Source organism: Deltaproteobacteria bacterium, assembly GCA_016234845.1.
In the GTDB taxonomy this organism is placed as follows: domain Bacteria; phylum Desulfobacterota; class Deferrimicrobia; order Deferrimicrobiales; family Deferrimicrobiaceae; genus JACRNP01.
The window spans coordinates 1-13,698 of record JACRNP010000206.1; the positions used below are offsets into that span (position 1 = coordinate 1).

Genomic DNA, 13,698 nt, shown 5'->3' on the forward strand with positions numbered 1-13,698 from the left:
CGCGATCTTCGCCCGCTCACTGCGGATTCCGCTCGACGCAATTTCCGCCTCGCTCCATACGCCCCCTACGAGGAACCCCCCGCTGCGTCACTCCGCACCGTAACCGGGAGCGTACGGAGCAGGGGGTCCCCTGAGCGGAGCCGACAGCGCGGAACCGGCGGAGAATCAGCACTATTTACGGCAAAGATGTGTTATGGGCGAGAAGGCTGGCCGAAGGGCGGGGAGAGTAGCGCATACCACGTTCGCTGTTCGGAGACGGGGAGCCTGTCGGCGCATGCGAACGGGGAGCCCCCTGCGTAGTAGCGACCTCCGGCTACGTCCTCCGCCCGGTGGCTTTAAAGAATCTTCCCTTTCGCGTCGAAGGCGCCGGGGTAGTGGCGCAGGACCGCGTGTTCGCCCCGCCCTTCGATGGCGATGACGTCGAAGCGGGCCTCGCGCCAGGTCGCCGGAGATACGGTAGACAGATAGTCGCGGGCGGCGCGCACGATCCGGCGGCGCTTGGCGAGGTCGATCGACTCCTCCGGCGCCCCGAAGGAGGCGTCCTCCCGGGAACGGACCTCCACGAAGACGAGAAGGTCCCCCTTCCGGGCGACGATGTCGGCCTCGCCACCCTTCACCCGCCAGTTCCTCGCCGCGATCGCGAACCCCGCGCGCTCGAGGAACCGGCAGGCGGCGGCTTCGGCCTCCCCTCCGCTCCCCGCGCGCCGCTCGGGCGGTGCGGTCAGACCACCACCCCGCGGAACGTCATCCGGTGGATGGGGGACGGCCCCATGCGGCGGATCGCCGCCAGGTGGTCCCGCGTCGGGTACCCTTTATGCGCGGAGAAGCCGTACCCGGGGTAGAGCCGCTCGTACTCCTCCATCATCCGGTCCCTCTCGACCTTCGCCAGGATGGACGCGGCGGCGATGGACAGACAACGGTCGTCCCCGCCCGCGAGCGTCTCCTGCGGGACGCCGCAAGGGACCCGGTGGATGCCGTCGATCAGGAGGAAGTCCGCGGGGACGGAGAGCGCCTCGACCGCCCGCCGCATCGCGAGCAACGAGGCGCGCAGGATGTTCACCGCGTCGATCTCATCGTGGGTGGCGCGCGCGACGGCGCACGCGACCGCGTCGCGGCGGATGAGGGGGTACAGCTTTTCGCGCTTCGCGGGGGAGAGTTTCTTCGAATCCCGGATGCCGGGGTGGGCGTACCCGGGGGGCAGGATGACGGCGGCGGCGACCACCGGACCCGCCAGCGGGCCCCTGCCGGCTTCGTCGACGCCCGCGGGGGCCATGTATCCCTTGCCCCGCGCCAGCGCCTCGAAGCCGTCCAACGGAACGGCGCTACTCTTTCGGAGACTCCGCCGCGGGGGCCTCGACCGCGGGCCCCTCCGGCTGCCCCTCCGACGGGACGACGACGCCCTTCCTGGAGAGCCAGTCCTTCTTCTCGCGGATGCGCGCCTTCTTGCCGGAGACGCCGCGCAGGTAGAAGAGCTTCGCCCGGCGGACGTCCCCCTTCTTCTTCACCTCGATCTTCTCGAGGAGGGGGGAGTGGATCGGGTAGGTCCTCTCGACGCCCACGCCGTACGACTCCTTGCGCACCTTGAAGGTGGTCGAGACCCCCTTCCGATGGAAACCGATGACGATCCCCTCGAAATACTGGACCCGCTCCTTTTCGCCCTCCTTGATCCGCGAGTACACCCGGACGGTGTCCCCGACGTTGAACTTCGGGAGGTCCTTTCGGAGCTGCGTTTCCTGCACGTCCTGGAGGAGCGTCATGACCGTGTCCTTTCCTTCGTAAGACCGACTAAGAAAGAAGTTGCGGTTTCCGGGGGGAAACAAGACCCAATAATCTATTCCATCCCCGGCCCGTCTGTCAAATTTTTCTTCAGAAGATCCGGGCGCGTCGCGGCGGTCCGCCGCTCCCCTTCCCGCCTCCGCCACTCCGCTACCGCCCCGTGGTCCCCGGAGAGCAGCACGTCGGGGACCGCCCACCCCCGGAACTCCCGCGGGCGGGTGTAATGGGGGGCCTCCAGGACGCCGCCGGAAAACGAATCGTTTCGCGGAGCGTCCGGATCGCCCAGCACCCCGGGAAGGAAGCGGGCGACGGCGTCGATCAGCACCATCGCGGGCAGTTCGCCTCCCGACAGCACGTAGTCGCCGATCGATATCTCCTCGTCCGCCAGGTGGTCCGCGACCCTCTGGTCCACCCCCTCGTACCGGCCGCAGATGAGGACGAGGTGCGTCTCTTTCGATAGCCGTTCGGCCACTTCGGGAGACAGGAGCTTTCCGGCCGGCGACAGGAGGATGACCCTTCCCGGGCCGTGGGCGGCGAACAAGGCCTCCACCCCGGCGAAGATCGGTTCCGGCTTCATGACCATCCCGCCGCCGCCGCCGAAGGGGGGTTCGTCGGTCACCCGGTGCTTCCCCTCGGCGTACGAACGAAGATCTTGCGTCTCGACCGCCAGCAGCCCCGCCTCGCGCGCCTTCGCCAGGATGCTGTGGGACAGCGGTCCCTCGAACATCCCCGGAAACAGCGTCAGAACGTCGATCCGCAAGGTCACCACCCCTCCGGCGGCGCGGCCACGATGCGGCCCGCCGCCACGTCGACCGTACGGACGAAGGCGGCGACCAGCGGGAGGTACCCTTCCCCGACTCCGCGGCGCACCACCAGCCAGTCGTGCGCCGGGCCCGGGATCACTCCGGTCACTTCCCCCAGCGGGCGCCCTCCGGCATCCACGACGGCGCACCCGACCGCGTCGGTCCAGTAGAACTCCCCTTCGGGGAGGGGGGGCAGTTCGTCCCGCCGCATCGATACGCGACCACCGACCAGCGCCGCAGCCGCCTCGGGGGAATCGACCCCCTTCAACGCGAAAACGGCGCATCCGCCCGCGCGGTGCGCCGAGACCACATCGAACTCCACGACCGCATCCGGCTCCGTGCCCCGGACGCCCGTCAGCCGCACCGTCTTCGCGGCCAGCGCCCCGGACGGGTCCCCCGAGAGCGGGGCGACCTTCACCTTCCCGCGGACCCCGTGGAGGCCGATGACACGGCCGATTTCGAGATACTTCATCGCGGGGGCACTCCTGCCCGGTAGTACGCCGGGATTCCCCTTTCGGCTGCGTCGCCTCGGAGAGGGGGCTCCGTTCGTGGCTCGCCGTGCGGTGCACCTGCACGGCTGCGCCTTACCTCACTGCGCCCCCCTCCTGCGGCGACTCCACCGGACCCTCCCATTGCGTGCGCCTTACGTACTGTCCCCCCCGATACGCTACCGTATATGTGACGGGGAGCACTAAGCCGTGGAGGGTTTGGCCGCCTTGGCCGCCTGGAACTTCTTCCACGTGCCCGACTTCTTCAGAAGGCTCTTGACCGTCTCGGTCGGCTGGGCGCCCTTCCCGAGCCACTTGAGCGTCAGCGCGTCGTCGATCACGATCTTCGCCGGGTTCTCCCGGGGGGCGTACGTCCCGACGTACGCGATGCAGCGCCCGTCGCGGGGCATCTGCGAGTCCGCCACCACCACGCGGTAGTAGGCCATCTTCTTGCGCCCCGTCCGCGACAACCGGATCTTCACCGCCATGAACCGTTCCTCCTGCTGGTAAAATGGATTTCGCTACAGTACCACAATACCTGGCGCAAATGCTTCGGCTGCGTCGCCTCGGAGCGGGGGCTCCGCCGGTTATCTGAAGAAGGGGAGGTTCCTCCCCGCTCCCCGCATGCCGCCCTTCGAGAACCGCTTGATCATCTCCTCCGCCTGCTGGAAATTCTTCATCAGGCGGTTCACGTCCTGCACGGTGGTGCCGCTTCCGGCAGCGATCCGCTTCCGGCGGCTGCCGTTCAGAAGCTTCGCGTTGCGCCGCTCCCGCGCCGTCATGGAGTCGATGATCGCCACCACTTTCTTCAGCTCCGCCTCGTCGGGTGCCGCCCCCTGGAGCTGCTTCATCTTCCCGCCCATCCCGGGGATCATCCCGAGGAGATCCTCCATCGACCCCATCTTGCGGAGCTTGAGGAGCTGGTCGCGGAAATCCTCCAGGGTGAACTCGTTCTTCCGGAGCTTGCGCTCCAGCTCCTTCGCCTGCTTCTCGTCGACCTGCTCCTGCGCCTTCTCGACGAAGGTGAGGATGTCCCCCATCCCCAGGATGCGGGACGCCATCCGGTCGGGGTGGAACGGCTCCAGGGCGTCGAGCTTCTCGCCGACGCCGACGAACTTCACCGGCGCCCCGGTCACCGCCCGGATGGAAAGCGCCGCCCCGCCGCGCGCGTCGCCGTCCATCTTCGTCAGCACCACGCCGGTCAGGCCGAGCTTCTCGTGGAACGCCTTGGCGACGTTCACCGCGTCCTGCCCGGTCATCGCGTCGGCCACCAGCAGGATCTCCGCCGGGTCGACCGCCGCCTTGATCCTCGAAAGCTCCTCCATGAGCGGGGCGTCGATGTGGAGCCGCCCCGCCGTGTCGAGCAGGACCGTGTCGTGCCCGGCAAGCTCCGCCGACCGCATCGCCTCCCGGCAGATGTCCACCGGGTCGGCGTCGGGGCGCGAATCGAACGACTGGAGCTCGAGCTGCCTCGCGAGGACCTTCAACTGCTCGATGGCGGCCGGTCGGTAGACGTCGGCCGGAACCAGGAGCGGGGTGCGCTTCCTCTTCTGCAGGTGCAGCGCGAGCTTCCCGCACGACGTGGTTTTCCCCGACCCCTGGAGCCCCACCAGCATCACCGCGACGGGCGGCTTCCGGTCCAGGGAAAGCTCCCGGGCCTGCTCCCCCATCATCTTCGACATCTCTTCGTGGACGATCTTGATGAAGTGCTGGTCGGGGGAGAGCGAGGCCAGGACCTCCGCCCCCAGCGCCTTGACCTTGACCGCCGCGACGAAGTCCTTCACGACCTTGTAGTTGACGTCGGCTTCCAGGAGGGCGAGGCGGACCTCGTTCAGCGCCCCCTCGACGTTCCCCTCGGTGATGCGGCCGTGCCCGCGCAGCTTCCGGAGCACACCCTGGAATTTGTCCGACAGGTTTTCGAACACGCGCCTTACCCCTCCATCCGGCTGGAACGAACCATCGAATATAGGGGATTCCGGATCAAAAGGAAAGCCCCCGGGGTTTCCCCCGGGGGCTCTTTCCGGTGCCGCTACCGTTCCGCTGGAACCTTAGAACGCGTAGTTGATCTTGGCGTACAGGTCGTAGGCGTTGTCCGGGTCGACCGCGCCCGCGACGTTGCTCTTGAAGAAGTCGCCCAGCCACGCATAGGCGCCGGAGACTCCGAAGTCCAGACCCTTGGAGATGTTGTACTCCACGGTCGCGTTGACTTCCGTTCCCATCCCCTTGCCCTTCCTCGTGGAATCGGTGACCAGGAGGAGCTTGGTGGCGGAGAGGTAGCCCGCGCCGACCTTGCCGGAGATCCGGTCGCCCAGCTTCTGCGAATAGCCGGCGGCGATGTGGTAGAGGCCGCGTCCGCCGTTGCTGTAGTTGATCGACAGCGGGGTGGCGGTGTTGATGGCGTCCGTGTTCGGGAAGAGGATCTGCATCCCGCTGCGGTTGTAGAACACCTGCGTGGCCGACCAGTCGGCCGCGCCCACGATCGACTTGTACTTCGCGGCGTTGTTGTCGCCGCCGCTGATGTAGAGACCCTCGACGAACGCCTTGCCGGGGCCGACGTTCAGGTCGGCGCGGAGGTCGCCCGCGAACGCGCTGATGTCCACGTCCGCAGCGCCGATGTTCTGGACCTTGCCGGTCTGGAAGAAGGCGAAGCCGGTGAGGCTCGCCGGGCCGGCCTTGGCGGAGAAGTCGATGCCGGGGGTGTACACCTTCACCGAGCCGGTGTCCGCAGCGGCCAGGGCGGGCGCCGCGCCGATCGAGCCTCTGCCCGAACGGAGGAAGTAGAAGTTCAGGCCGACCTTGACGTCCTTCATCGGGGCCAGCTTCGCCTCGGCGATGTAGAAGTCCACGTCGTCCGCTTCGGCGACGTCGCCTTCAAAGAACTTGTAGGCGCCCGCGCGGAAGGTGGCGGGTTCGACCTTGAACGTCGTGGTCACGCCCGACATGTCGGCTCCGAAGAGGATCCACGCGTAGGAGTCGAACACGGACTGGAGGCCCACCGCGAAGTCGAAGGAGGTGTTGGGGAGCTTGAACCAGACGTACATGTTCTTCGTCTCGAGGTTGATGGAGTCGCCGCCGAGGGCGCCGCCCGATCCTCTCGCGACACCGGCCGTCGAGTCCCCCCACATCTGGTCGAACTCGGCGAAGTAGTACGCCCGCACGTTCTCGTCGCCGACGCCGATCTTGGCGCGGAGGCGATGCTCGACGTAGGAACCGGTCGCCTGATCCGCCGCGATCACGGGAGTTCCGTAATTCGCGTAGTTTCCGACATGTCCCTTGGCCCGGAAATAACCGGCCACGTTGGTGTCCGCCATCGCCGTCGCGGCCATCGCCGCGACCAGCACAACCGCCAGCATGATCAGAAAGCCTTTCCGCATGTTTCCCTCCTCGAAAAATTTAAACTGCCTGTCTTCCCCTCCAAAAGAAAGCAGACGAACCATTGCTTGCATCGAAACCGTCGGCCGCCCTCGACCACCTCCTCCCGTCGCGATCTGGTTGCTCCATTCCCTATGTATGTCGACCTCGGGCGCCCTCCCCGCGGGCCCCGTTTTGGAAACCACGTTTTTTTTTGAACTGAATATCACCCCGGGCGGCGTCGTGTCAAGGAAATTCACGGCACCCCGGCCCGCGGTTTCCCGTTCTATTCGACCTGGAACATATGCAGCCGGCTCACCCGGTCCGAAAAGGCCGATCCGGGCTGTTCGATCACCGAGGCGATCGCCCGGCTCCCGCGCCGGATCCCCCCCGCCGGAAGCAGCTCCACCCCGCTGTAGAAAAAGTCGCTTCTCGGCGACGCCGCGCGCTCCGCGAACCCGCTCCCCTCCATCTGGAGGATCACGATCCTGGAAGACTCGATCGTCCCCACCGCCGTCTGGAGGACCCCCTTGCGGATCTCCGTGACCGCCACGAAGGAGTCTCCCCTCCCCCCCGCGACCACCCGCGGGGCGCGCCGGAGGGGGAAGAGCGGCCGCCGTCCCTCCAGGCGACTCACTTCGGCGTATTCGAATCCGTCGGCCACGGCGCCGAACTTGTCCTTGGACCGGTAGGCGCTTTTCCCCTTCGAGTCGAGGATCCGGAGGTGCTCGTCGGAATCCACGTACAGCCACGCCCACTCGTTTCCCGTGCGGACCGGAGCCAGGCTGTAGACCCCGCCCGTGGAAAGGGGAAGGATGTTCGTGTCGAGGGGGAGCTTCTCCCCTTCCGAGAGCATCCTCCCGTCCCATTTCATGGCGTGGATCTTCCCCTGGAACGGCTCGTTCAGCCCGTGACGCTGCCCGGCGACGACGTCCTTCCCGTTCCAGCCCCGCAGGACGGCGAGATGGTACGGGATGACGCCCGGCTGCTCCACGAAGCCGGCGCCCTTCCGCATCATCAGGAAAGAGACCAGCCGGTCCCCCTGGAGGTCGGTGACGACCAGGTCCTTCTTTCCGTCCCCGTCCAGATCGACCGATTCGACGTTCAGGAAATGGTGCTCCCTTCCCCGGACGATCCGGGTGAACGGCACGATTTCCTTCCCCTTTACCGTGTAGACGTAGATGGAGCTCCTGCCCCAGGTGACGACCTCGCCGTTCCCTTCCTCGTCCTGGTCCCCGGCGACCACGCCGTACAACTCGTCGGAGATCTTGTCGGACTGTCCGGTCTTCTTCAGGGAGGACGGGACCCACCCCTCCGAGAGCGTCTGCGGGGCCGGAGCCGCCGGGGGGGGCGCTGCCATGGGAACCGCCGCGGAGGGTGCGCCGCCGATCGACTGGACGCCCGGCGCAGCCTGCACGTACGCCGGGGGGGGCGGCGCGGTGGCGCGGATCGCCCCCTGGACGCCGAACAGTTTCTCGGCGATTTCTCCGGAGAGGACTCCCAGCTGCTGGATGATCTCGTCTTCGGACGCCGCCGCCGCGAAGAACGCCCCCGCCGACCCTCCGGTGGACAGGTCGGTGACCGTGGCGTCGACGCTGTACCCCTTGCCGAGCTTGGACACCGTTCCCTGGAGGAGCAGCGGATACTTCGCTTCCTTCGCCGTCTCTTCCGGCGGTTTTCCGGGAGGCACGACCAGGACGTCGGCGCCTGCGAGCGCCATCAACCGGGAGGAGAGAAGCCTCGGGAGAACCGAAACCGTGGCGCCGATGTCCTCCTTCGTCAGGACGGAAAACGGCGCGATCGCGATCCTCCGGGGGTACCCCGCGGCGGATGCGGCCGAACCGAGAACGCACGATAGGACGAGGGCCGCGCCGATGACGGCGCGCCCGACCCGGCGGCCAGGAATGGGGCGCATGCCCCGGAATGTAACAGAGGGGTGGGCGGGCGTCAAGTTACGGCCGACAGAGCGGCTTTCAACTTCTCCTGTATTCCCCCGAAACCGCCGTTCGACATGACGAGAACGAGGTCCCCCGGGCGGCACGTGTCCCCCAGCCGGGCGACGATCCCGTCCACTTCCCGCACGACCGATGCGGGCCGCCCCGCCGCCCGCAGGGACCCCGCCACCTCCTCCGGCGAAAGCCGCTCGTTTTCCGGGATCTTATCCGCCCCGAACACGCCCGCCAGGATCACCTCGTCGGCCTCCGACAGCGCGGCGGTGAACTCCCGCTGGAACACCTTCCTCCGGCTGGTATTCGAGCGGGGTTCGAAAACCGCAACGATCCGGCGCCCGGGGTACCTCGCGCGGACCGCCCGGACCGTCTCCCGGACCGCCGTCGGATGGTGGGCGAAGTCGTCGACCACCAGCACCCCGCGGAACTCCCCCACCACCTCCTGCCGGCGGCGCACCCCTTCGAACCGTTCGAACGTCCGGGCGACCTCCCCGGGGGGGAAGCCCAACCGCATCAGGGCGACCGCGACCCCGGCCGCGTTGGCGCCGTTGTGGATCCCCGGCAGGGGGAAGCGGAAATCGAGCGTGCGGCCGCGCCCATCCATGCGGAACGCGGTCATCCCTCCCGACTCCCCGGTGCCGCGCACCCTCCACGATTCGCCGCCCGGAGGCGCGACCGGGGCATCTCCCGTGGTCGAGTAGAACGCCACCGGGCATCGGGCCGTACGGGCGACCGCGACGACGTCCGGATAGTCCGCGCACGCGACCAGGAGGCCGTCCGGGGGGATGATCGCGGCAAGCCGGCGGAAGGAGTCCCGGACGTGATCGAGGTCCCGGTAGATGTCCGCGTGGTCGAATTCGATGCTGGTCAGCAGGACGGTCCGCGGGCGGTAGTGGAGGAACTTCGGCCCCTTGTCGAAGTAGGCGGTGTCGTACTCGTCCCCCTCGACGACGAATCGCCGACCGCCTCCGATCCGGTAGCTGACCGGAAAGTTCTTCGGCACTCCGCCCACGAGGAACGACGGGTCGTCGCCGAGAGCGAAGAGGGACCACGCGGCGAGCGCCGTCGTGGTCGTCTTGCCGTGCGTTCCGGCCACGACGATCGACTCGCGGCCGCCGATGAAATATTCCGCCACCGCCTGGGGCATCGAGAGGGTCCGGACCCCCCGCCGGACCGCCTCCTCCGCCTCCGGGTTCCCCCGCGACACCGCGTTCCCGACCACCACGAGCTCCGCGTCCGGGGGGATGTTCTCCGCGGCGTACGGGGAGAAGAGCCGTATGCCCATCGTCTCGAGCTGCGTGCTCATCGGAGGGTAGACGTTCGCGTCGGATCCGGTGACCCGCCACCCCTGCTCCTTCAGCATCCCCGCCAGCGACGCCATCCCCACGCCGCACGCCGCGATCAGGTGCGCATTCATCTAAGGTCCCAACCTCCTCCAGACGGCGTCGTGGATCCGGGGCCGCAGCGCGGCCAGCTTCCGATTATCGCTCCCGTGCACGACGCGGTTGGTCAGCAGCACGATGGAAATCTCCCGGTCGAGGTCGATCCAGAGGGAGCAGCCGGTGTAGCCCAGGTGCCCCGCGACGTTCCCCGGGTACAGCTCCCCGGCCTGGGACGTTCCACCCTCGGCGCGGGTGGGGGTGTCGAGGCCCAGGGTCCGCGGGCACCCGGCGGGCGCGGGGACGCGGGTCGTCATCGCCGTCGCCGACGGACGGGACAGGATCCGCCCCTCCCCCCGTCGCGCGCGCCCGAGCTCCCGCGCGAAGAGAAACAGGTCGCGCGCGGTCGAGAACACCCCCGCGTGCCCCGCAACGCCGCCCATGGCGGCCGCGTTCTCGTCGTCCACCTCGCCCGCCTTCTCCCTTCCCCGAACCTCCGAATACCCGGTGGGGACGACCTGACCGGTCTCGCATTCGCTCAATGCGGAAACCGGGAGATAGCACGTGTCCCGCATCCCGAGGGGACCGGTCACGTGCCTCGCGAGGAGCCGGTCCAGGGAGTGGAACCCGGCGACCTCGATCGCCCGCCCGAGGAGGATGTACCCCAGGTCGCTGTACTCCCACGCCTTGCCCGGGGCGTAGGACAGCGGCATGGACAGGATCTCCGAAACGATCCGGTCGTGCCCCTCCGACGTGCCGAAGAGCGTCCTCCCGGCCTCCGTCTCCGCCTCGAGAACCTTCTCGTACAGCGGACGCCAGGCGGGCAGCCCCGATGCGTGCGAGAGAAGGTGGGAGAACCGGATCTCCGCGACCCGCGGATCGGGAGCGGTGAACGGCAGGATCTCCCCGGCCGGCCCTTCCGGGGAGAGGCTCCCCTCCTGCGACAGGACGAAGAAGAGCGCCGCGGTCAGCGGCTTGGTCACCGACGCGACGTCGAAGAGCGACGCGGCGCGGGCGTACCCCGCGGACCGCTCGAGGAGGACCTCGTCCCCCCGGCCGACCAGCAGGACCGCCGCGGAGTACGCCCCGTCGTCCGCGCCGCGGTCGAGAAGCTCCGCGGCGTCCCGGAACCGGAGATCCCCCCCGGACGCGTTCCCCGTCACGCGGTTTCCACGGGGGATTCCAGGAGGAAGAGCCGTCCCGTCCCGTCGACGCGCGCCCGAACGCCGAAGGGGAGCGCCACGTTCCTGCCGTGGTGGCCGGCCGGGAATCCGTACCACACCGGGACGGAGAGCCGCTTCCCCGCCTCGTGGAAGACGCGGAGAATCCCCGCGGTGGTGTCGCCCCGCGCGGGGGCCATCTTTCCGACGACGATCCCGCGGATCTTCGCCAGCTTCCCGGACTGGATCCACTGCGTCAGCATCCGGTCGATCCGGTACGACGGTTCCCCGACGTCCTCCAGGAACAGGAGCGCGCCGCGGAAGTCGGGCTCGTGCGGCGTGGACAGGAGCGCGGTGAGCACGGAAAGGCACCCTCCGGTCAGCACCCCTTCCGCCTCGCGGCCCCGGACCCGCTCCATCGTCTCTCCCCACGGCTCCCGGGGGGATGTCTCCCCGGCCGAGAGTCGGCGGAAGGCGTCGAGTGCACCCGCGTCGTACCGCAGGGCGAGGTCCGCCGCCGCCATGGGGCCGTGAACGCAAGGGAATTTCAGGCGCGTGGAGACGTAGGCGAGAATCGCGGTCAGGTCGCTGAATCCCACCAGCAGCTTTCGCCGACGGGCCGCGGTCCGCCAGTCGAGCAGCGGCAGCAGCCGCGTCGTCCCGTACCCTCCCCGGGCCGCCATGACGGCCCGCGCCTCGGGCAGGGTCAGGGCCCACTCGAGCTGGCGAAGCCGGTGCGCCTCGGTTCCCGCGAGGTACCCGTCCGCCGCCAGCACTCCCTCGGCGGTCTCCGGGACGAACCCCGCCGCGGAGAGGCGGGCGATCCCCCGGTCGAGCCGGCCGCGGTCCACCGGGCCGGCGGGGGCGCAGACGGCGATGACGTCCCCTTTTTTAAGAGGAAGCGGTTTCCGCATCGGGCCTCCGGGGTGGGAGCAGGTACAGGAGATTGGCGGCGGTGAACAGCAGCGAGGCGAAGAGGATCGCCCCCGCGCCGGGGTCGCGGTTGGCGTCGAACACCGCGTACGGGGCGCCCCACGGGGTGGAGCCGAAATTCTTGATGTAGATCCCGTACCCGTCGTGGAAGAGCGGCTCGTTCGTCCGGATGACGCCGCGGGCGACCGGCGTGGTGTTCCGGAAGAGGGTCACCGCGGCCGAGAACTCCTTCGGGTACCCCTGCGGGGCCATCACCGCGTCGAACCGGTCCAGCCGCAGGACCCACCCCGTGTCCCCGACCGGGGCGAAGCCGCCCTGCGGCACGGCGACGCCCGGGATCCGGTCGCCGTAGAGCGCGCTCGCCAGGTGCGCGAGGACGACGCCGAGGAATGCGACGTGCATCACGTGGGGGAGGAGCCGCCTCAGGGTGACGGTCCCCCGGAAGATCTGCACCAGCCGCTCGAACGTGCAGCAGACGGCGTTCACGGCGAGCAGCCCGGTCGACGCCAGCAGTCCGTACAGCCACAGCGTCGGCCCGGGGTCGGCCGTCCCCTTCCGCTCGAACCAGCCGGCGAAGACCTGGGCGTCCATGTCGGCGAACAGCTCGGGGTACCGGCCCATCACGATGGACCCGGCCGCCCCGGCGGCGCAGAACGCCAGCGCTGCCCAGGAGCACGTCTTGAGGGAGGTGAGGAACCGCCAGAGCGCCTTCATCGGGGCATCAGAAGGAGTGGGAGCTGCGCAGCAGCAGGCTCACGCCGAGGAACGTGAACAGCATGACGCCGTACCCCGCCGCGGTGGCGCCCATCTCGAGCCGTTTCGTCCACCCCGGCCACCCCGCCTGTGCGGGGATGAATTTCAGGTGCGTGAGCGCGGCGAAGTAGATCCAGACGATCACCGACCAGATCTCCTTCGGCGTCCAGATCCAGTACGACCCCCAGGCGTAGAACGCCCAGACGCCGCCGCACACCATCCCGGCCGAGAACGCGGAGAAACCGTAGAGCGCGGATTTTCCCGCCGCGCGGTACACCGCTTCGCCCCCCTTCTTCAGGTAGACGATTCCCAGCGACAACCCCGCGGCGAAGAAGCCGTAGCCGAGGAAGGAGAGCCCGACATGGGTGGCGAACCACGGGGTGTCGAGCGCCGGATACAGTGGCGTCAGCCGCTTGTCGAGGAGCGCCGCCCCGGCCTGCGGAAGCAGCACCAGCGCCGACAGCGGCATCCACGCGGCCGCGGTCTCCGCCGACCGGCACAGGAGGAGGCCGGCGATGGCGCAGCAGAAGGAGAAGACGGTCAGCGACTCGAACAGCCCCGCCATCGGCGCGTGTCCCGATAGAAACCACCGGATCGCGAGGAATCCCGCGTGCAGGAGCGTGCCGGCGAAGAGCGGCGTCCTCCACGCGGAGGATGGGGCGACGCCGCCGAACCGGAAGCCGGCCTCCGCGCCGTACGCCGCGAGCGAGAGCCAGAACAGGATGATGTGAACGCCTTCCAAGCGGCCGCCGACGCCTCCGTTCCGGGGATTCGCGACCATGCTACCACGATCCGCATATAATGAATCCGCGCACACCCGCGGAGTGACACAGCGGAGGGTTCCTCGCAGGGGGCGTGTGGAGCGAGGCGGAGGTTGCGTCGAGAGGAACCCGCAGTGAGCGGGCGAAGATCGCGAACGTCCCCGAGAGGAAGCCCTCCGCGAGGAACGAAGCGGTGAAAGGGGAATCGGTACGTTGAACGGATCGGCGTGGGAAGCGGCGCTGGCGGCGCTGGAGTGGGGGAAGATCACGGCGCGGCTTTCGGGCCACGCGTCGTCGGAGCCGGGGCGCGTGCTGTGTTCGTCTCTGACGCCGGGGACCGACCTC

At 68.7% G+C, this 13,698-nt stretch carries 14 protein-coding genes; all 14 read right to left on the reverse strand.

Translation table 11 applies throughout. From position 1 onward, the window contains the following. Nucleotides 1-335: 335 nt before the first annotated feature. The gene (locus HZB86_12570) at nt 336-725 is read right to left on the reverse strand and encodes a YraN family protein (GenBank protein ID MBI5906353.1); all 390 of its coding nucleotides are present in this window, start codon (nt 723-725) and stop codon (nt 336-338) included. Continuing rightward, nucleotides 722-1,273 (reverse strand): ribonuclease HII, encoded by a 552-nt coding sequence (locus HZB86_12575; GenBank protein MBI5906354.1) that lies wholly within the window; start codon nt 1,271-1,273, stop codon nt 722-724. Before HZB86_12575 ends, HZB86_12570 begins: the two co-directional genes overlap by 4 nt. Before the next feature lie 49 nt (nt 1,274-1,322). After that, nucleotides 1,323-1,757 carry a 50S ribosomal protein L19 gene (gene rplS, locus HZB86_12580; protein MBI5906355.1) on the reverse strand — a complete coding sequence of 145 codons (435 nt, stop codon included), beginning with the start codon at nt 1,755-1,757 and terminating at the stop codon, nt 1,323-1,325. Nucleotides 1,758-1,831: 74 nt separating this feature from the next. After that, nucleotides 1,832-2,536: a tRNA (guanosine(37)-N1)-methyltransferase TrmD gene (trmD, locus tag HZB86_12585; protein MBI5906356.1), complete on the reverse strand. Its 705-nt coding sequence runs from the start codon at nt 2,534-2,536 to the stop codon at nt 1,832-1,834. A 2-nt stretch (nt 2,537-2,538) separates the two neighbouring features. After that, complete coding sequence (gene rimM / locus HZB86_12590) at nt 2,539-3,051, reverse strand: 16S rRNA processing protein RimM (protein MBI5906357.1); 513 nt, start codon at nt 3,049-3,051, stop codon at nt 2,539-2,541. Between the two features lie 219 nt (nt 3,052-3,270). After that, the gene (rpsP, locus tag HZB86_12595) at nt 3,271-3,555 is read right to left on the reverse strand and encodes a 30S ribosomal protein S16 (GenBank protein ID MBI5906358.1); all 285 of its coding nucleotides are present in this window, start codon (nt 3,553-3,555) and stop codon (nt 3,271-3,273) included. A 99-nt stretch (nt 3,556-3,654) separates the two neighbouring features. Further along, a complete protein-coding gene (gene ffh / locus HZB86_12600) occupies nt 3,655-4,992 on the reverse strand; it encodes a signal recognition particle protein (protein MBI5906359.1) in 1,338 nt (445 codons plus the stop codon). Between the two features lie 123 nt (nt 4,993-5,115). After that, complete coding sequence (locus tag HZB86_12605; GenBank protein MBI5906360.1) at nt 5,116-6,441, reverse strand: hypothetical protein; 1,326 nt, start codon at nt 6,439-6,441, stop codon at nt 5,116-5,118. A gap of 263 nt (nt 6,442-6,704) precedes the next feature. Next, on the reverse strand, nt 6,705-8,333 hold the full coding sequence (locus HZB86_12610; protein ID MBI5906361.1) for a VCBS repeat-containing protein: 1,629 nt from the start codon (nt 8,331-8,333) through the stop codon (nt 6,705-6,707). A 32-nt stretch (nt 8,334-8,365) separates the two neighbouring features. Beyond that, nucleotides 8,366-9,784 (reverse strand): hypothetical protein, encoded by a 1,419-nt coding sequence (locus HZB86_12615; GenBank protein ID MBI5906362.1) that lies wholly within the window; start codon nt 9,782-9,784, stop codon nt 8,366-8,368. Further along, a complete protein-coding gene (locus HZB86_12620) occupies nt 9,785-10,909 on the reverse strand; it encodes a beta-lactamase family protein (protein ID MBI5906363.1) in 1,125 nt (374 codons plus the stop codon). Continuing rightward, entirely contained in the window at nt 10,906-11,820 is a 915-nt protein-coding gene (locus HZB86_12625; GenBank protein ID MBI5906364.1) for an LD-carboxypeptidase, read from the reverse strand. The genes HZB86_12620 and HZB86_12625 overlap by 4 nt, the downstream gene beginning before the upstream one ends. Further along, complete coding sequence (locus HZB86_12630) at nt 11,798-12,553, reverse strand: cytochrome c biogenesis protein ResB (protein MBI5906365.1); 756 nt, start codon at nt 12,551-12,553, stop codon at nt 11,798-11,800. Before HZB86_12630 ends, HZB86_12625 begins: the two co-directional genes overlap by 23 nt. A gap of 7 nt (nt 12,554-12,560) precedes the next feature. Further along, nucleotides 12,561-13,334, reverse strand: a complete 774-nt coding sequence (ccsA, locus tag HZB86_12635) for a cytochrome c biogenesis protein CcsA (protein MBI5906366.1) — start codon at nt 13,332-13,334, stop codon at nt 12,561-12,563. Nucleotides 13,335-13,698 lie beyond the last annotated feature (364 nt).

What these genes read in the sequence shown, in the direction of transcription:
- rpsP (MBI5906358.1), bottom strand. Translation starts at nt 3,555, where the DNA reads ATGGCGGTGAAGATCCGGTTGTCGCGGACGGGGCGCAAGAAGATGGCC.
- HZB86_12575 (MBI5906354.1), bottom strand. Translation starts at nt 1,273, where the DNA reads ATGGCCCCCGCGGGCGTCGACGAAGCCGGCAGGGGCCCGCTGGCGGGT.
- HZB86_12625 (MBI5906364.1), bottom strand. Translation starts at nt 11,820, where the DNA reads ATGCGGAAACCGCTTCCTCTTAAAAAAGGGGACGTCATCGCCGTCTGC.
- rplS (MBI5906355.1), bottom strand. Translation starts at nt 1,757, where the DNA reads ATGACGCTCCTCCAGGACGTGCAGGAAACGCAGCTCCGAAAGGACCTC.
- HZB86_12630 (MBI5906365.1), bottom strand. Translation starts at nt 12,553, where the DNA reads ATGAAGGCGCTCTGGCGGTTCCTCACCTCCCTCAAGACGTGCTCCTGG.
- rimM (MBI5906357.1), bottom strand. Translation starts at nt 3,051, where the DNA reads ATGAAGTATCTCGAAATCGGCCGTGTCATCGGCCTCCACGGGGTCCGC.
- HZB86_12615 (MBI5906362.1), bottom strand. Translation starts at nt 9,784, where the DNA reads ATGAATGCGCACCTGATCGCGGCGTGCGGCGTGGGGATGGCGTCGCTG.
- HZB86_12610 (MBI5906361.1), bottom strand. Translation starts at nt 8,333, where the DNA reads ATGCGCCCCATTCCTGGCCGCCGGGTCGGGCGCGCCGTCATCGGCGCG.
- HZB86_12605 (MBI5906360.1), bottom strand. Translation starts at nt 6,441, where the DNA reads ATGCGGAAAGGCTTTCTGATCATGCTGGCGGTTGTGCTGGTCGCGGCG.